The organism is Bacillus sp. XB1, assembly GCF_053557995.1.
In genome coordinates this window covers 155,083-170,672 of record NZ_JBNRIL010000004.1, presented here as the reverse complement: position 1 = coordinate 170,672, position 15,590 = coordinate 155,083, and the positions used below count along the sequence as shown (strand labels likewise).

Genomic DNA, 15,590 nt, shown 5'->3' with positions numbered 1-15,590 from the left:
TTAGAACACAATATGAATGTCCCCCGTTTCTCATATTTGACAACGTTTGGCGATGAGCCACTCTTACACAATTTGTGTAAGAAAAAAGCCCTTCTAAAAAGGGCCTTTTTTTATTTATCCTACTATTTTCGATTGGGGAAGACTAATACTCAGTATTAGTCTTCCCCACGAAATAAAGTTTTATCTAATGAAAAAGGTGCTGCTAATTCGCAACACCTTAAAACATTGGATTTTCATCCAAATACTCATATACATTATTAACAAGCTCTTCTACTGTTGCACCTTGTACAACTTCACCATTTACAAGTGCAAATGGTCCTTCAAAACAAATGCCACAATATCCTAAACAACCATACTCCATTACATCTAAATTCGGATCTTTTTCTAATTTTTCTAGAGCTGCTTGTGAACCACTTGCAAGGTTACCTACACAAAATTCAATTAATGGTTTAATCAAAATTCTCCCCCCTGTACTACAAAACAAATTACCTTTTCACTTTATCTATAAGAAGAAAACTAAGCTGTTTCTTGTTGTTTTCGTTACACAATCTAAACTATTTAGTTACTTCATTACTTCACTTCAAAGTAGATGATTTCTTCTATATAACATGCTACTTACAATGAAAGAGTAACTTAAAAAGAAAAACAGTTTACTTTTCTTCTTATTGTACAACAGAGTATTCATTCATGCATTGTTATTTGTTCACAAATTCGATATAATTTGATTGAGTAAAGTCAAAATATTTTATTAATATAAAATTTTATGATTAGGGGATATTTCAACAGAAAAGGGGTAATCCATCATGAAACACCTCGTAATACTAGGTGGCGGCTACGGTGGAATGAGAATTCTGCAAAGGCTACTTCCAAGCAACCAACTTCCAGATGATGTACAAGTGACATTAATCGACAAAGTACCATATCATTGCTTCAAAACTGAATATTATGCATTAGTTGCGGGTACTATTTCAGAAACGCATATTCGTATACCGTTTCCTGAACACCCACGCCTCAATATTCAATACGGCACAGTAACAAATATTGACCTCGAAGAAAAAGCTGTTCATCTTGATGGCGGCGAAGCGATCCAATATGATGATTTAATTATCGGACTTGGCTGTGAAGATAAATATCATAACGTTCCTGGAGCTAGAGAATATACACATAGTCTACAATCAATTGAACAAACACGTAAGACATATGAACAATTAAATAGTCTAGAACCAAATGCAACAGTAGCTGTCGTTGGTGCTGGCTTAAGTGGCGTTGAAGTAGCAAGTGAACTTCGTGAAAGCCGTTCTGATTTAAAAATCTATTTATTTGATCGAAAAGATAGAATTTTATTCCCATATCCAGAGAAATTAAGTAGATACGTAGAAGAATGGTTTGTAAAGCATAAAGTTAACATTATACGAAACTCTAACATTACAAAAGTAGAACCAAATATTGTGTACAACCACGATGAACCACTTGAATGTGATGCAATCGTTTGGACAGCTGGTATTCAAGCAAATGAAGTTGTTCGAAACCTTCCAGTTGAACAAGATGGTAGCGGACGGGTTGTCTTAACTAAATATCATAATATTCCAAATAACGATCATGTTTACGTTGTAGGAGATTGCGCAGCACTTCCACATGCACCATCTGCCCAACTGGCTGAAGGTCAAGGAGAACAAATTGTCCAAATATTATTAAAACGTTGGAATAATGAACCACTCCCGGATGAACTACCTGTAATTAAATTAAAAGGTGTTCTCGGTTCTCTTGGTAAGAAGCACGGCTTTGGTTTACTAGCAAACCAACCATTAATGGGACGTGTACCGAGATTATTAAAATCTGGTCTTCTTTGGATGTACAAATATCATAAAGGTTAATACCTTACAGGCTATCTACTATGTAGGCAGCCTCTTTGCATCAGTTTTTAAAAATTATCAGACACATCTTTCTCAATATTTATAATGATTTATTTTTCATTTTTATATTAAAAAATATTGATAAACATTGTATGCTATTTGTAAGTTGTTTTATTCTTTCCTTTAAGACCGAATTCATTCGGTCTTATTTTTTATGTGATAAATACTTTTGTAGGAGGCATTACATTCCACTTATGAACTTATCGAAACTAAACAATCGAATAGAAGCGAAAAAGAAAGAGTTAATCTATCTCGTTGAACGATACGGATTCACTCATGATAAAGTGATTTCTTTCAGCCAAGAATTAGATCGTTTACTTAACTTATTAATAAAACTCAAGACGAAGAAAAAACGTTGTTCGTTATAACCATTTTCCCCTCTTTTTTTGATACGATATAACTAGAATCAGAAAGGAGCGATTTATGTTTATATTAAAAGACGTTATATATAAAGATATACTACACATTCCTTATTTACAGATTCAAAAAGAAAAGATTACTTGTATTATCGGTGAAAGCGGAAGCGGAAAAAGCACATTACTTCGCATGTTAAACGATTTACAATCCCCAACATCCGGTACAATTGAATATAACGGAAAGTTAATTTCTGATTATTACCCTATTCAATTACGTCGTGACGTAGTTATGCTTGGGCAAACTCCACCTATTTTTGATGGAACCGTTAAAGACAACCTATTAATGGGACTTCGTCTTTCTGAAAAACCATTTCCAAATGATGATGCCCTGCGGAGTGCATTACAAACCGTTAGCTTAGACAAGCAATTAGAAGATAGCACCTCCTCATTATCCGGCGGTGAAAAACAAAGACTTGCCTTTGCACGTATCGTACTTATGGATCCGCCTGTCTATTTATTAGATGAACCCACTTCAGCATTAGACAGTGATACAGAACGCCGCGTTATGAAACAATTTACTGAACTAGCACGAAAAAAGAAAAAAACAGTTATCTTCATCACACACTCGCAACAACTTCCAGAAGAAATTGCAGATGATATTATTGAAATTAGCAAAACAAAGGGTGCAACTAGAAAGGAAGTGCTCTCAGTTGAAGGGCGTTATTGAACTCCAAATTTGGCAACTTGCAGCTGCCTATATTTTCATTCTTATTTTAATTGGACTTGTAAAATTAAAAGGAATACCTCGCGAAAAACAAATCGCGCTCGCAACATTCCGTATGACCATTCAGCTCGTACTTGTTGCATATGTCCTTACATACGTATTTGAAAACAGTAATCCATTTTATACAATCGCTCTCATCACTTCTATTACTACCTTTGCAATTTTTAATATTTATAAACGAGTTAACATCCCAATGTCTAAAGAATTAAAACGAGTAGCCGCCCTTTCCATGGTCGCCGGATCAATTGGGCCACTTCTACTATTTATCTTTGTTATTATCGGTCATGACCCTTGGTATGCTCCGCAATATATCGTCCCTATTACAGGAATGTTAGTTGGGAATGCCATGACTGGTGTTTCTCTTGGTGCAAATACGTTCTTAAATAATATGAAATCGCAAAGAGGTCAAATTGAAGGTGCACTTATGCTCGGCGCAACACCGAAAGAAGCTGCTGCTCCGCTCATTCGAGACGCTTTTGACTCTGCTATTTTACCAACAATTAATTCTATGGTCGGAATGGGAATTATAAGCTTACCAGGCATGATGACTGGTCAAATATTATCCGGTGTATCACCATTCACAGCCATTCAATATCAAATCGCCATCATACTCGGTATTTCTGGAAGTACTGCCTTTGCTGTCATTATCTTTTTACAGCTTGGATATAAAACGTTCTTTAATAAGCGATGTCAATTGAAAGAGGTTGACTATGATGCGAGGTAAATGATGCATCGTTCTCGGTGAGTGAAATTATATTAACGATTTTTTCAATATATCTATCATAACTTGCAATATATCAACGATTTTTCAAATATATCTATCATAACTCAGAATATATCAACGATTTTGTACGAAATATCGATTTACCGACAAAAAGTGACATAATAAAAAGAGGAGGCTATTCGCCTCCTCTTCTATTTACTTACGCCTTCTTAACGAACTGTGATTTTAACTTCATAGCTCCGAAACCGTCGATTTTGCAATCGATATCGTGATCGCCATCAACTAGACGGATACTCTTTACTTTCGTACCGATCTTCACAACTGAAGAAGTTCCTTTTACTTTTAAATCTTTAATAACAGTAACAGCATCGCCGTCTTGCAGAACGTTTCCGTTCGCATCTTTTACAACTTTTGCACCATCATTATTTTCAGCTTCTGCTTCTTGGCCCCACTCATGAGCACATTCTGGACATACGAAAAGAACCCCATCCTCATACGTATATTCTGAATTACATTTTGGACAATTTGGTAAAGTAGCCATAAATTCATTTCCTCCGTTCATTATTTATACGTAAAAATCAAAATTGATGTTTACATCTCGATAAATAAAATTTGTACAGCATTTCTTTATAGTGCCATAGTCTTACGTTATTGACAAGCCTACCTCAAATTCTCATTTTTTATTGTATTTTACAAAATTTCAATTTGTATGCCGTTTTTCTATTTGCTCTTCTACTAATTTTAAAAATCTTCGTTGTGCATTTTTATTTTTTACAAGCAATCGAACTCTTAGCTTACTTTGTAAATATGAGCGAACTTTGTAGTTCGTAATAAATAACTTTCGATACTTTTCGTCTTCATATATCATTCGAAACCATTCATACTGCCGCAAGTAACGTATGTTAACATCAATCTTTTTCGTGTGTAAACCCGTACTTAAACTAATAGATCCTATTAGAGCTTCTATTACTGCTGAAATCATTTCTCTCCCCCTGATAAACAAAAGAAGAACCTTCGCAAGATTCTTCTTTTCAAAATGAACGAGTTCCCTCTAGAACCCCCAATTATTTTCTTCAATGTAAATTTGATATTCTTCTAATTCTTCTTCACTTAACTTCTTATTATTTTCATATATCTCTTGCCACTCGAAATAATCTTCATCGAAATAAACAGCAAATTTAATTTTCACGTTTTTCTTCTCTGTATAATCATAACCAGTAAACTCTACTACGTCATAATCTTTTTCTTTCTTCACAAACTTCCAAGTTGGATTATCAGTCATAATCTCTAACGTAACCCCTTCACCACTTGAACGAACAACGTTTTTAATATTCGGTTCAGTTGGTAAAAAGGACAGCCCGAACGCAGCTAACCCAAACACAATCCCGACTATAACTTGTAAACCAATCATACCAGCAATACTCACGCCACCCTTTGATTGTAAGAAATACGCCTTCTCATGATCAGACGCATCTTCTCCCTTACGAAAAACACGAACAGCATGCTTGTAATATAAACGGTTTCCTTGCCATCCAGTAAATATCATCATTCCTAATTGAAGAGCTAAATTAAATGTTACATAAATCCCATCTGGAATATCTATAAAAGGGGGTATAACTATACTAGGTATAGCCAATAACGCAAATATAATAAATAACTTATACATTTTTCGATAAGCTAACCAAAAAGTTGGGAAGAAAAAGGCTACCCAATTCCATGTATTCCCTTGCGCTGGATTTTCTACTTTACCCCACTTAAAGTCATAATAAGCTGTATTCTTTTGAACAACTTTATGTAATTCTTGTGGAGAAATCGTTTCTTGTAAAACAGTGTCCTTCACGTACATCATCCTTTTCTTATTTCTATATACATTTATTGTATATGCACAAAATGAAGGAATCTAACAAAAAGTACACATATTTCATAAAAATGAACGGAAATCGAATATATTCCGACAATTATCCGTTTCTTATTTCATTTTACTTTTAAATATATTAAAATAATCATGTATCATATCTTTAATACACTAAGTTAATTATTTTATATATTCACTAAAAAGGATGTATCAAAATCATTTTGATACATCCTTTTTAGTGAATATATACTACATTTCCTCCCTCTTAATCACATTGAAATACTATTTTATTTCTCGCACATTCCCCTTCACTTTCTCAATAATATCTTCTATACGCTCCGCTATACATTCCGGCTCCCATTCTCCCTCACCGTGCATAGCTGTATAAACTGGACAGTTCTCATCATTACTATCTACAAAAATCGGGTCTCCAAGATATGAATCTATCCCTATTACAATCCATCCTTCTTTCCAATCTCCTTCTTCATTCCCGACTAAGCTTTGTCCTTCTTCATCAAAACTATAACCAAGTTGCCCTTCTTCTATTTCTTCACTATTAAACAATTCTATCGTCATAGGTTCAGATTCATACTCTAGCTCAATTTCATTATCATCAGCACGATCTACATGTGCTAAAAGTTGTTTAATTTTATTATGGTTAATCAAGATATCTTCTCCATTCTATCTTTTAAAAATCTAATTTTATTCATAATGAGCTGCCGCAAGTAACATTTGAGCAATAAACTTCCATGAAATATTTTCTGGAAACTTCTCTCCTTGATTTATATAAACCGATTCACAAGAACCTAACCAACTATTTAATGCCTCTAAATAAGTCTCTACCTCTACATTCTCCCATTCATCTCTATTCACTTTAAAATCCTTTTGGAGGTATACAAGAAATTTTAATAAATCTTCTTTAGAATTTACGTGATCGAGGTATTCATACACATCCATACTCCGTCCCTCCCTCTATTGCATGTTATCTAAACTAACTATAATATATGACATAAGATTCTTAAAACTATTATTTGAGGTGATCGAATATGAAGAGTACAATTTGGGCAGACAATGACTATTTAAAACTAGCACCCATTAACGATGAACTAATCAAAAAAGCAGAAGAAGTACTGAACGTAAAGCTTCCAGAATCATATATAAACCTTCTAAAAGAACAAAATGGGGGAACTCTTCGTCTCGATGTTCACCCTACTTCAAAGCCAAATTCTTGGGCAGACGATCACGTTAATGTATCTGGTTTATATGGTATTTCTTTTGATGAAAATGAATCTAGTATTTTAGAGAGCCGCTATTTAATTCGAGAATGGGAAATGCCTGAGAATATCATACTTTTATCTGGTGATGGACATACATGGATTGCATTAGACTATCGAAATGTAGCTGAAAATCCTCCAGTTATATTTATCGATAATGAGTTTGAGGAAATTATTGAATTAGCACCTAACTTTGAAAGTTTCTTACAAAACTTAACTACTTATGAATATGACGAAGAATAAGCCTGGCTCTAAAAAGGAGCAAGATTTTATTACAAATTTACACGCCACTTTAAAACCACTCGGCTTTAAGAAAAAAAGACATACATTTTTCAAAGCTGAAAACGGATTTTATAAGCTCATTAACATACAAAAAAGCCAGTTTGGAGATGACTTTTATATAAATATAGGAGTCCACCCTATCGGTCTCCCGTAGCTTATTACGCACCAATTACAAATAAAAGAAAACATTTCAATATTCGATTGCATTCTACAAACGAGAATAGAGCCTATACATATCAAACAGAACCAGCTATTGCATAATGTTTCACATGAAACTATCAACATTCCGAATTACCTTTCTACTATTTTCGACTGGTTTCAAACGTGGACATCTTATGAAAATTTAGTGGAAATAAATATACATTCCATTACTCCGGTACTAGCTGTCGTTCCAATATTAGAAGAAAAAGCGTTTCTACTTCTTACCTGTTTTTCTTTCTACAAATTAAAACAGTACGAACAAGCTAATCGCTACTTACAGCAATATTTACATTGCACCGTGCATCTGAATACTAAGGAAAAAGAGCCCATATTCTTTCACGAAGTTGATATGTATATGAAAAAACTAGTAGAAAGTGCAATGTAATTTCACATTGTTCTTTCTACTAGTCCTTTATCACAATTTTATATCCTATCCTACAACTCCCAAGTAATATTCATTTCTGCAAATGACTCCTTACTAGCTTCCAATCCTTCGCTATCTTCCGTTCCAATCATTTCTACTTCTTCTTTAGACAACTTAATTTCCTCATTTGGCCTTTGGATTTTTTTCTCATACACGAGTTGTAAAAGCTCTATTTGTTCCTCTGTCAGTTCATACTCTTCTTCCAGTCTTTCCATTGCTGATTCTGTATCAAGTAATGGAATTTCTAATAAGAATCCACCGTGCTCTTCCATCTCTTCAAATGAATCAATTGAATACGCACCACTATCCTCAATCCAAAATGCAGTTGTAATAAAAGGAACTGTTTCGCCTTCTACTTCTTCTAATACGTATTGAAGTGCTTCTTCTTTCGCAATATCTATTACTTCCGAAGGTGCCCCTTCAAAATAACTTTTCGCATCAATCCACTCATCCATTCTCTCACTATTCACATCTTGAAGACATACAATCGTGTAATTCGGATGAAACGTAATTGCCCCTTGTCCGCCTTGGCTATCTTGCATACTATAGTTAAATCCATCCCATGAACTTTCATATGAGAAATCTGGACAATGCGCTACATTAATTGCATGGGCAATCGAATTTAAAACGCATCCTTTCCATAATTGTTCTCTATCTATATGTAATTTATATTTACTCATCATCTTCCCCCATGCACATATTTTTTCTATTATCTTTCCTCTACACAATACTTGTAAATACTTTTCTATCTACTACAAAATAAAAAAGACAATACACCCCACTGTATTGTCCATTTTCTTCCCTACCATTTCTCTCTACACATCTCAATTAAATGTAGTAAGTACCTCTTCGTCATATCTGCCCTTCTCCACCTTGAGAGCATTCGCTTTTCTTTTGGATTCTGCCGTATTCTCTCTACTTCTTTTAATAAAGGTCCCCATTCTTCCGATGAATGTTCTAACAAGTATTGTAGTCCTCTATCTTTTGAAACGATTGTTTTATGGTCTAGTGTATATAAAATACGCCCCATCGTAACGACAGCTGATTCTACCCACTCTTCTATAAAAAATAAATATGGCTTCTTCGCCTTTTCACTCCAGTACTGTTCTACGTTATATTTCATCGTATTTACTACATCATTCCATTGTATTTGCAGTGGAAGATCTTCTGCTTCTTTTCCGGTAACTGTAATGCCTTGATTTTTCAACGTCCACCATGTGACCGCATTAATGTCCCAATGACCAACATTAGCTTTACCATCTGCACAATACACATACTCGTTCATTTCATCATTGTATTTCCCTAAGTCAGCAAGCGGAATATACATACCGTCCATTCTTTTACCTAGCATATTATCACTAAGTTTCTTATGTAGTTCCACAAGCTGCTGTTTTTCAGCTTCATTCACGGAATCATTTATCACTGTAACAAAATCAACATCGCTCGTTTCCTTATGAAATGCACCTAGTGCGATGGATCCGTAAATATATACCCCGACTATTTTTTCATCCAAAAAAATTTCTTTTAATTCTACTGTGTACCACTCCATTAACTGCTCTACTTCCGTTGGTAACGCATGCTTCACTCCATTTTTCATATCTATCCCTCCAATAAAAAAAGCCTTTGCAAATTCGCAAAGACTTCTTGTTTTATAAATATTTCTCGATTTCTTCGTAAACATCCTTCAAACGAGGATTTCCTTCTCCAACAATTTCTCCATTTACAAGAACGACCGGATAAAATAAATCTTCTTCCACTACACGCTCTGCGAATGCTTTTTTATCCGCATCTTCTTGTTCTTCTTGGAAATCAATATACTCGAAATTAAATTTATTTTCTTGTCCTTCATATTTACGACCAATTGCCGCTTGTAACCACTCAAACGTTTCTGTTGAAGATGGCATTCCGACGCAGCTCGCACAAATTACTTTCGTCCCATACACTTGAACATTAACCATTTCTTCTCCCCCACTTCTTGTCCCAACAGTATATTCAGATGTCTTATTACATAAGCACATCATTTTACAAACTTATTCCATACCCCTATACTGAAAAAACACGATACAAAATTTCGACAATAAAACAAGAAGAGAAAAAATAGATTTTCCCCTCTATCTTGATTATAATAAAACTGATGAAAGGAGTCGATAAAAATGGAAAACCCACATATGCAAGAACAAGTATTAGAAGTATTAGATAAATTACGTCCATTCTTACTTCGCGATGGCGGAGACGTTGAATTAGTAGACATTGAAGAAGGTATCGTAAAACTACGCCTTATGGGTGCATGCGGAAGCTGCCCAAGTTCTACAATCACACTAAAAGCTGGTATCGAGCGCGCGTTACTTGAAGAAGTACCAGGCGTTATCGAAGTAGAACAAGTATTTTAATTAAAAGCGGAAGCGGCTCGTTCAGAACAGGAGTTCATTGGAGCTCCTGACGAAGAGGCGCTTTTTGCCTCACAGGAAGGCGCGAAATGGCCGACTGTTCTAGCCGCTGGAGCTAGATACTAATCTAAAAGCGGAAGCGGCTCGTTCAAAATGTGAGGGGGATGGAGCTTCTGACATAGAGGCGTTTTTTGCCTCACAGGAAGAAGCGAAGCCACCGAACATTTTAGCCGCTGGAGCTGGATATTATCTAGCGACTCGTTCAAAGTCACTTGCTAAAAGGAGACCAAATTTGGTCTCCTTTTTTTATTCAAATCACATTTATCCGTTAACATCATAAAACAAAATTGGAAATCCCTCTCAAAAAATGCGATAATTAATACTATATAGTGAATCGTTCACACATATAAAGTAAAAAACATAGGGGGACGACACATGCCAAAAATGGGGAACACTTTTTTAACAATTCAAGAACTAGAAAAGAAAAAAGAGTATTTATTAGGCCTTTCATCCGCTATACCAACGTGGAATACAAGCTATCAATTTTTATTTAAAGAAATCCAGCAAGAATTATTGGGTAAAGTAAATGAAAAGCTCGAAAGGCATCAATTCGTTTTAAATATATGTACAGATCAGCAGGTAGGGGCATAATGTATTACATAAAATTGTGGTATATAAAAAAGAGACCTCACTCGGTCTCTTTTTTATATTTTTAAGATAACCAATCTAATTTTCTAATCCCAAGCTTATCTACTGGTAAACGAAGTGAGCCATAAAAATGCTTCATAAATTGCTCTGAGCGGTTCACATCGTGTAAAATGGCTTCTAAGCGATCTCTATATATACTTTTTTGTTCTTCGTTTCCAGTTTGGTAATATCGTTCGACCGTTTCAAAATAATGAAGCGGGAACAGGAGCCTTGCAAATAATAAGCGCCAGCCAAATGAGGATAGCGAATAATTCCGTTCATAATCTGTAACAAATTGAACGATTGTTTGCTCCCAGTCTTTCTTTTTTTCTATCGTCATATGGCGGATCCATTCTGCAATATCTCGACTCGGGTGATCATATACCCAATCAAAAGGGAGTTTGAGCCGCTTCGTTTGATGCCATAATAAAGGTGTGAATCGTTCTTGGCAAATTGTTGCTGCATCCGTTAGTTGCGGCGTATCATCCATTTCTGTATCGACAACATATTGAATGGCATTTTCTGCAACTCCTAAGTAATACGGGAAGGATTCAATAAACAATTGATCGAATACATCTGAAGGGTGGTTCATCACTTGTGATTGCCAAAACTTTTCTAATTGATCGAGCCTTTTTTCCCATAACGCTTTCCATTCACCAATTCGGCTTAATTGCTCAATTTCTTCTGGAAAGAATGCACCTCGTTTATGGAATATAGAAAGCTCACTTCCTAATGACATAGCATGTCGTTCTAACGTGCGCATACCTTTTAATAAGCAATAATTTTGTTCTTCTATCTCACTTACATAGTAGCCGTGTATAGTCGGAACGAAAGTCGCTACAGTTATATCCCCTTGCTGGTTCATATAATCACTGAGCTTTTTCATCTCTACAAGTACTTCTTCCTCCATTTCTCCAATTGGAACAAGTACATAAATTTTGTTGCGAATCCAAAAGCTTTTATAGGGGCCAAGGGGGATTAATTCTTTAACATGCATGTGATAATGCTCATAAATATGCTGAATCATCGCAGTCGCCACCTATGGTTTTTCTTTATATATATGAGCTTGTGCTCGCCTTTCATTCCTATGCACATGATAAAGCAACGAAACGTATACAAATACTAAAAAGAAAAAAAGGTGATAAACATGAAAGAATCAAATCAACTACAAGAAAGAGCATTAAAACTATTACAAGAACGCGGTGTAACAATTGACGATATTGCTGAACTTGTTCATTTTCTTCAAAAAAAATATCATCCAAATTTAGAGATGTCAGAATGCCGTTACAATGTAGAACGTGTACTATCAAAACGTGAAGTACAAAACGCACTGATTACTGGTATCGAGCTTGATGTCCTTGCTGAAAAGGGAATGCTAAGTGAACCGTTACAAGATATTGTAAAACGTGACGAAGGCTTATACGGAATTGATGAAGTTATCGCACTTTCTATCGTGAATGTGTACGGCTCTATCGGTTTCACAAACTTTGGATATATTGATAAATTAAAACCTGGTATTTTAGAATACTTAAATGATAAATCAACTGGAAAGGTGCATACATTCCTTGATGATATCGTTGGCGGAATCGCTGCCGCTGCTTCAAGCCGTTTAGCGCACCGAGCTGAGCACTCAGAATAATAGTGTTTTCTAGGCCGTCAGGTTCATGCTGACGGTCTTTCATATTCCATCAGCATAAATTCTCTTCCGCGACTCAAAAAAATAGGCCCTTGCTTAAATCCGATATTTTTATATAACGTAATCGCTCTTGTATTAAATGTCGCTACGCTTAATCGAAACATTTTTGCATTAAACTCTTTCGTGGCAAACGCTATTCCAGCTTGGAAGAATTCTTTCCCCATTCCTTTCCCAGTTAACGCCGGCTTCATGCCAAGTCCAATATCAATCACATCTTCTCCACCATATAAATGAGCATCTCTTACACCTGGTACTTGTGCATTTGCTCCAAAACAAAAATAACCGATGAGGTCTCCTTGATCATCACAACAGCCATAATACGTTCCATCTAATAGCTCTTCCATTACTTCTTTCTCGCCTGAAAAACTATATAAATTATATGGTTCCTCGTACGTCCAAGTATTTATCTCATTTGCTTCTTCCTCTGTTAATTTATGTATATCCACTTTCTCTTTCCCCCTATTATATTTCTATTAACAATATTCGATATTCATCTTATAATTCATCTTTCTCAATATATTTTTTTAATTTCTCGCTTCATTTTCATGGAAGATTTTTCTTATTATGTTACGATTAAACAGAATCATTATAAATAAGGTGGTGACAATTTGAATTACTTTTCTTATCTCTCCTCAGAAGAACGGCAAAATTTTTTCTATAAAGAACCTCTTAGTTTTTCAAAAAATATAGGAAAAGAACAACTAGCTTACGCACTAGGCGCTACACTATATACTCCTGGCACGAAAGAAACGATTGCGGAAGATATAATTAGCAGGAAACATGTGGATGCTATCTCAATTATTCTTTGTCTAGAGGACGCTATCAGCGATGAGGAAGTAAAACTTGCAGAGCAAAACATCGTCGTTCAAATACAGCAAATCGCTAACTTAGTCAGTGCCAACATACTAAATCAAGCAGACATCCCACTTCTTTTTATTAGAGTTCGACAGCCAAGTCAAATGAAGAAAATTGTTACTGAATTAGGTAGTGCTGTTCATTGTTTATGTGGTTTTGTCTTTCCAAAATTCACACCGATTAACGGAAAGACTTATATCGATCAGCTTGCATATATAAACGAGTTATACTCATTATCGCTATATGGCATGCCGATTTTAGAATCACCCGAAATTATGTATAAGGAAACACGGGCAGAATCATTATTACAAATAAAGGATTTACTAGATTCTTATCACGATTACATCTTAAATGTACGTATTGGTGCTACTGATTTTTCAAGTATATTTAGTATTCGGCGTAATAAATACACACCTATCTATCATATTACTGTTGTCCGTGATTGTATTTCAGACATTATTAACGTTTTCTCAAGGGCAACAAATGAATATATTATTTCAGGATGTGTATGGGAATATTTTTCTAATGATCATGAAGAAGGGCTTATTCAAGAGGTATCACTTGACCATGCAAATGGCTTAATCGGAAAGACAGTTATTCACCCATCTCATATTAAAGTTGTACAGGCAATGCACATTGTCACAATGGAAGATTATTTAGATGCGAGATTAATTTTACAAAATGCAGATACGTATAATGGAGTGCTAAAAAGCAGTTTTTCTAACAAAATGAATGAAGTAAAACCTCATTATGGGTGGGCTCGCAAAACCATTTTAAAATCTAATATTTACGGGGTGCTACATGAAAACAAACAATTCACCGATCTCCTTATTACAAACGCAAAGCAACACGTATAACGTTTTAAATAATATACAAGTTCATGTAGAAGTACGTGATAATCCATATAATTTAGCGCTAGACAATCTTTTTCAAATGGCTGCGAGAATAAATAAGAAACGTAGTTTTTTATTTGTGAGTACAATCCTTGGAAAGCATCTTCCTATTAAACCTGCAGTCTCTCTATCAAGTGGAGTTGCTCTCGCTGCAAGATATATGGAAATACTACATAATATTTCTCATCCATTTCAAAAAGAAATTTTAAATCTCATTTCATTAGAAATTGATGAAATCCCAGAGGAAGTATTTCGTTATCAATATCCTCTGCAAGAAGAAGTTTTGTTCATCGGATTCGCTGAAACAGCGACATCACTTGGTCATTCTATGTTTCAATGCTTTCAAAATGCAAAGTATGTACATACAACTAGGGAATCGATACCCCACCTAGAATCTGTCATTACATTTGAGGAAGAACATTCTCATGCAACATCACACCGTTGTTATGTAGATGAAAGCTTTTTTCAAAACAACAATCCAATTGTTCTCGTAGATGATGAGATGACAACAGGAAAAACAGCATTAAATATTATTAGATCTATTCAAAATAAATTCCCACGAGAAGAATATATAATTGCTTCTTTGTTAGACTGGCGTTCTCATACTAATAGAAAACAATTTAAACAATTAGAAGAAGAACTTCAAATTAAGGTTCATGTTATTTCTTTATTAGAAGGCAGTATTCATACAACTGGCCAACCATTAAATATTGCAAAAAAAGAGATTCAAATTGAAGAAACAAAACCTGATTTCAAAAAACATACCCTTATCTGCCTAAAATCACCCTATACATCAAATTATATAAAATATACTGGGCGATTTGGCATTTCAGCATATGAACAAAAGCACATTCATTCTTTCGCCCAAGAAGCAGGAAAAACTTTAAAAAGAGAAAGAATGGGAAAACGAACACTCTGTCTCGGAACGGGTGAATTTATGTATATCCCAATGAAAATTGCTGCTGAAATGGGTGAAAATATTTTATATCAATCTACAACAAGAAGCCCTATCCATCCTGTTTCAAATGATGTGAACTACGCCATTCATAATCATTTCTCATATCCAAGTCCTGAAGATCCTACTATAACAAATTACTTTTATAATATTTCACCTCATGATTACGATGAAGTATTTGTTTTCATTGAGCGTGATTTAGGGGAAGAAGCCCTATCTCCTCTTCTACAGCAGTTACAAACAGTTATTCCTTTTATTCATATCGTCTCATTTTCAAATAGCATAGAAAAGGAAGGTTGATAAT

At 34.9% G+C, this 15,590-nt stretch carries 21 protein-coding genes and 1 pseudogene; 11 read left to right on the top strand and 11 right to left on the bottom strand.

Going from position 1 to position 15,590, the window contains the following annotated elements; translation table 11 throughout:
• Positions 1 to 217: 217 nt before the first annotated feature.
• Positions 218 to 457, bottom strand: a complete 240-nt coding sequence (locus tag ACK1U5_RS23925; protein WP_000595026.1) for a YuzB family protein — start codon at positions 455 to 457, stop codon at positions 218 to 220.
• Positions 458 to 803: 346 nt separating this feature from the next.
• Here ACK1U5_RS23925 and ACK1U5_RS23920 point away from each other — a divergent pair, with 346 nt between their 5' ends.
• The 4 genes from ACK1U5_RS23920 to ACK1U5_RS23905 all read left to right on the top strand — a co-directional run bounded on the left by ACK1U5_RS23920 (position 804) and on the right by ACK1U5_RS23905 (position 3,777).
• Positions 804 to 1,874, top strand: a complete 1,071-nt coding sequence (locus tag ACK1U5_RS23920) for an NAD(P)/FAD-dependent oxidoreductase (protein WP_000682077.1) — start codon at positions 804 to 806, stop codon at positions 1,872 to 1,874.
• Between the two features lie 233 nt (positions 1,875 to 2,107).
• On the top strand, positions 2,108 to 2,281 hold the full coding sequence (locus tag ACK1U5_RS23915) for an aspartyl-phosphate phosphatase Spo0E family protein (RefSeq protein ID WP_001054089.1): 174 nt from the start codon (positions 2,108 to 2,110) through the stop codon (positions 2,279 to 2,281).
• Between the two features lie 55 nt (positions 2,282 to 2,336).
• Positions 2,337 to 2,996: an ABC transporter ATP-binding protein gene (locus tag ACK1U5_RS23910; RefSeq protein ID WP_000470265.1), complete on the top strand. Its 660-nt coding sequence runs from the start codon at positions 2,337 to 2,339 to the stop codon at positions 2,994 to 2,996.
• Positions 2,980 to 3,777 carry an ABC transporter permease gene (locus ACK1U5_RS23905; protein ID WP_000679260.1) on the top strand — a complete coding sequence of 266 codons (798 nt, stop codon included), beginning with the start codon at positions 2,980 to 2,982 and terminating at the stop codon, positions 3,775 to 3,777. The genes ACK1U5_RS23910 and ACK1U5_RS23905 overlap by 17 nt, the downstream gene beginning before the upstream one ends.
• A gap of 199 nt (positions 3,778 to 3,976) precedes the next feature.
• Here the strand turns inward: ACK1U5_RS23905 and phnA are convergent, their stop codons facing one another.
• The 5 genes from phnA to ACK1U5_RS23880 all read right to left on the bottom strand — a co-directional run bounded on the left by phnA (position 3,977) and on the right by ACK1U5_RS23880 (position 6,589).
• Positions 3,977 to 4,318, bottom strand: a complete 342-nt coding sequence (gene phnA, locus ACK1U5_RS23900) for an alkylphosphonate utilization operon protein PhnA (protein ID WP_000212737.1) — start codon at positions 4,316 to 4,318, stop codon at positions 3,977 to 3,979.
• 159 nt (positions 4,319 to 4,477) lie between these two features.
• Entirely contained in the window at positions 4,478 to 4,759 is a 282-nt protein-coding gene (locus ACK1U5_RS23895; RefSeq protein WP_048568467.1) for a hypothetical protein, read from the bottom strand.
• Positions 4,760 to 4,828: 69 nt separating this feature from the next.
• Complete coding sequence (locus tag ACK1U5_RS23890) at positions 4,829 to 5,626, bottom strand: DUF2628 domain-containing protein (protein ID WP_113710572.1); 798 nt, start codon at positions 5,624 to 5,626, stop codon at positions 4,829 to 4,831.
• A gap of 288 nt (positions 5,627 to 5,914) precedes the next feature.
• A complete protein-coding gene (locus ACK1U5_RS23885; RefSeq protein WP_000607080.1) occupies positions 5,915 to 6,298 on the bottom strand; it encodes a hypothetical protein in 384 nt (127 codons plus the stop codon).
• Positions 6,299 to 6,334: 36 nt separating this feature from the next.
• The gene (locus tag ACK1U5_RS23880) at positions 6,335 to 6,589 is read right to left on the bottom strand and encodes a DUF7660 family protein (protein WP_000383681.1); all 255 of its coding nucleotides are present in this window, start codon (positions 6,587 to 6,589) and stop codon (positions 6,335 to 6,337) included.
• An 89-nt stretch (positions 6,590 to 6,678) separates the two neighbouring features.
• Between ACK1U5_RS23880 and ACK1U5_RS23875 the strand changes: the two genes are divergently transcribed.
• Both ACK1U5_RS23875 and ACK1U5_RS23870 read left to right on the top strand, forming a co-directional pair.
• A complete protein-coding gene (locus ACK1U5_RS23875) occupies positions 6,679 to 7,149 on the top strand; it encodes an SMI1/KNR4 family protein (RefSeq protein ID WP_065702935.1) in 471 nt (156 codons plus the stop codon).
• Positions 7,136 to 7,774 (top strand): annotated as a pseudogene (locus tag ACK1U5_RS23870) (DUF4304 domain-containing protein). The gene ACK1U5_RS23875 and the pseudogene ACK1U5_RS23870 overlap by 14 nt, the downstream one beginning before the upstream one ends.
• A gap of 50 nt (positions 7,775 to 7,824) precedes the next feature.
• Here ACK1U5_RS23870 and ACK1U5_RS23865 read toward each other — a convergent pair.
• The 3 genes from ACK1U5_RS23865 to ACK1U5_RS23855 form a co-directional block, all read right to left on the bottom strand.
• On the bottom strand, positions 7,825 to 8,493 hold the full coding sequence (locus tag ACK1U5_RS23865) for a hypothetical protein (RefSeq protein ID WP_000049708.1): 669 nt from the start codon (positions 8,491 to 8,493) through the stop codon (positions 7,825 to 7,827).
• A 122-nt stretch (positions 8,494 to 8,615) separates the two neighbouring features.
• Positions 8,616 to 9,410: a nucleotidyltransferase domain-containing protein gene (locus tag ACK1U5_RS23860; protein ID WP_113710833.1), complete on the bottom strand. Its 795-nt coding sequence runs from the start codon at positions 9,408 to 9,410 to the stop codon at positions 8,616 to 8,618.
• Positions 9,411 to 9,462: 52 nt separating this feature from the next.
• Positions 9,463 to 9,771, bottom strand: coding sequence for a YuzD family protein (locus ACK1U5_RS23855; RefSeq protein ID WP_000248588.1), 309 nt, complete (start codon positions 9,769 to 9,771; stop codon positions 9,463 to 9,465).
• Positions 9,772 to 9,966: 195 nt separating this feature from the next.
• On the opposite strand from ACK1U5_RS23855, the gene ACK1U5_RS23850 reads away from it, so the two are divergent.
• Together ACK1U5_RS23850 and ACK1U5_RS23845 are read left to right on the top strand one after the other, a co-directional pair.
• Positions 9,967 to 10,203, top strand: coding sequence for a NifU family protein (locus ACK1U5_RS23850; RefSeq protein WP_000431159.1), 237 nt, complete (start codon positions 9,967 to 9,969; stop codon positions 10,201 to 10,203).
• A gap of 432 nt (positions 10,204 to 10,635) precedes the next feature.
• Positions 10,636 to 10,851, top strand: coding sequence for a hypothetical protein (locus tag ACK1U5_RS23845; RefSeq protein WP_001125495.1), 216 nt, complete (start codon positions 10,636 to 10,638; stop codon positions 10,849 to 10,851).
• 61 nt (positions 10,852 to 10,912) lie between these two features.
• Here the strand turns inward: ACK1U5_RS23845 and yutH are convergent, their stop codons facing one another.
• Positions 10,913 to 11,914 carry a spore coat putative kinase YutH gene (yutH, locus tag ACK1U5_RS23840; RefSeq protein ID WP_000614218.1) on the bottom strand — a complete coding sequence of 334 codons (1,002 nt, stop codon included), beginning with the start codon at positions 11,912 to 11,914 and terminating at the stop codon, positions 10,913 to 10,915.
• Between the two features lie 120 nt (positions 11,915 to 12,034).
• On the opposite strand from yutH, the gene ACK1U5_RS23835 reads away from it, so the two are divergent.
• Positions 12,035 to 12,526 (top strand): phosphatidylglycerophosphatase A family protein, encoded by a 492-nt coding sequence (locus ACK1U5_RS23835; RefSeq protein WP_000665094.1) that lies wholly within the window; start codon positions 12,035 to 12,037, stop codon positions 12,524 to 12,526.
• Positions 12,527 to 12,549: 23 nt separating this feature from the next.
• On the opposite strand, the gene ACK1U5_RS23830 is transcribed toward ACK1U5_RS23835, so the two are convergent.
• Positions 12,550 to 13,029 carry a GNAT family N-acetyltransferase gene (locus tag ACK1U5_RS23830; RefSeq protein WP_098581733.1) on the bottom strand — a complete coding sequence of 160 codons (480 nt, stop codon included), beginning with the start codon at positions 13,027 to 13,029 and terminating at the stop codon, positions 12,550 to 12,552.
• 162 nt (positions 13,030 to 13,191) lie between these two features.
• Here ACK1U5_RS23830 and ACK1U5_RS23825 point away from each other — a divergent pair, with 162 nt between their 5' ends.
• Both ACK1U5_RS23825 and ACK1U5_RS23820 read left to right on the top strand, forming a co-directional pair.
• The gene (locus ACK1U5_RS23825; RefSeq protein ID WP_098581734.1) at positions 13,192 to 14,295 is read left to right on the top strand and encodes an HpcH/HpaI aldolase/citrate lyase family protein; all 1,104 of its coding nucleotides are present in this window, start codon (positions 13,192 to 13,194) and stop codon (positions 14,293 to 14,295) included.
• Complete coding sequence (locus ACK1U5_RS23820) at positions 14,240 to 15,586, top strand: phosphoribosyltransferase family protein (protein WP_113710571.1); 1,347 nt, start codon at positions 14,240 to 14,242, stop codon at positions 15,584 to 15,586. Before ACK1U5_RS23825 ends, ACK1U5_RS23820 begins: the two co-directional genes overlap by 56 nt.
• Positions 15,587 to 15,590: the final 4 nt, after the last annotated feature.

Excerpts from the sequence above, each read along its gene's own strand:
- ACK1U5_RS23880 (WP_000383681.1), bottom strand. The coding sequence starts at position 6,589 with ATGGATGTGTATGAATACCTCGATCACGTAAATTCTAAAGAAGATTTA.
- ACK1U5_RS23890 (WP_113710572.1), bottom strand. The coding sequence starts at position 5,626 with ATGATGTACGTGAAGGACACTGTTTTACAAGAAACGATTTCTCCACAA.
- ACK1U5_RS23835 (WP_000665094.1), top strand. The coding sequence starts at position 12,035 with ATGAAAGAATCAAATCAACTACAAGAAAGAGCATTAAAACTATTACAA.
- phnA (WP_000212737.1), bottom strand. The coding sequence starts at position 4,318 with ATGGCTACTTTACCAAATTGTCCAAAATGTAATTCAGAATATACGTAT.
- ACK1U5_RS23865 (WP_000049708.1), bottom strand. The coding sequence starts at position 8,493 with ATGAGTAAATATAAATTACATATAGATAGAGAACAATTATGGAAAGGA.
- ACK1U5_RS23850 (WP_000431159.1), top strand. The coding sequence starts at position 9,967 with ATGGAAAACCCACATATGCAAGAACAAGTATTAGAAGTATTAGATAAA.
- ACK1U5_RS23915 (WP_001054089.1), top strand. The coding sequence starts at position 2,108 with ATGAACTTATCGAAACTAAACAATCGAATAGAAGCGAAAAAGAAAGAG.
- ACK1U5_RS23855 (WP_000248588.1), bottom strand. The coding sequence starts at position 9,771 with ATGGTTAATGTTCAAGTGTATGGGACGAAAGTAATTTGTGCGAGCTGC.
- ACK1U5_RS23920 (WP_000682077.1), top strand. The coding sequence starts at position 804 with ATGAAACACCTCGTAATACTAGGTGGCGGCTACGGTGGAATGAGAATT.
- ACK1U5_RS23845 (WP_001125495.1), top strand. The coding sequence starts at position 10,636 with ATGCCAAAAATGGGGAACACTTTTTTAACAATTCAAGAACTAGAAAAG.
- ACK1U5_RS23875 (WP_065702935.1), top strand. The coding sequence starts at position 6,679 with ATGAAGAGTACAATTTGGGCAGACAATGACTATTTAAAACTAGCACCC.
- ACK1U5_RS23910 (WP_000470265.1), top strand. The coding sequence starts at position 2,337 with ATGTTTATATTAAAAGACGTTATATATAAAGATATACTACACATTCCT.
- ACK1U5_RS23895 (WP_048568467.1), bottom strand. The coding sequence starts at position 4,759 with ATGATTTCAGCAGTAATAGAAGCTCTAATAGGATCTATTAGTTTAAGT.
- ACK1U5_RS23820 (WP_113710571.1), top strand. The coding sequence starts at position 14,240 with ATGAAAACAAACAATTCACCGATCTCCTTATTACAAACGCAAAGCAAC.
- yutH (WP_000614218.1), bottom strand. The coding sequence starts at position 11,914 with ATGATTCAGCATATTTATGAGCATTATCACATGCATGTTAAAGAATTA.
- ACK1U5_RS23860 (WP_113710833.1), bottom strand. The coding sequence starts at position 9,410 with ATGAAAAATGGAGTGAAGCATGCGTTACCAACGGAAGTAGAGCAGTTA.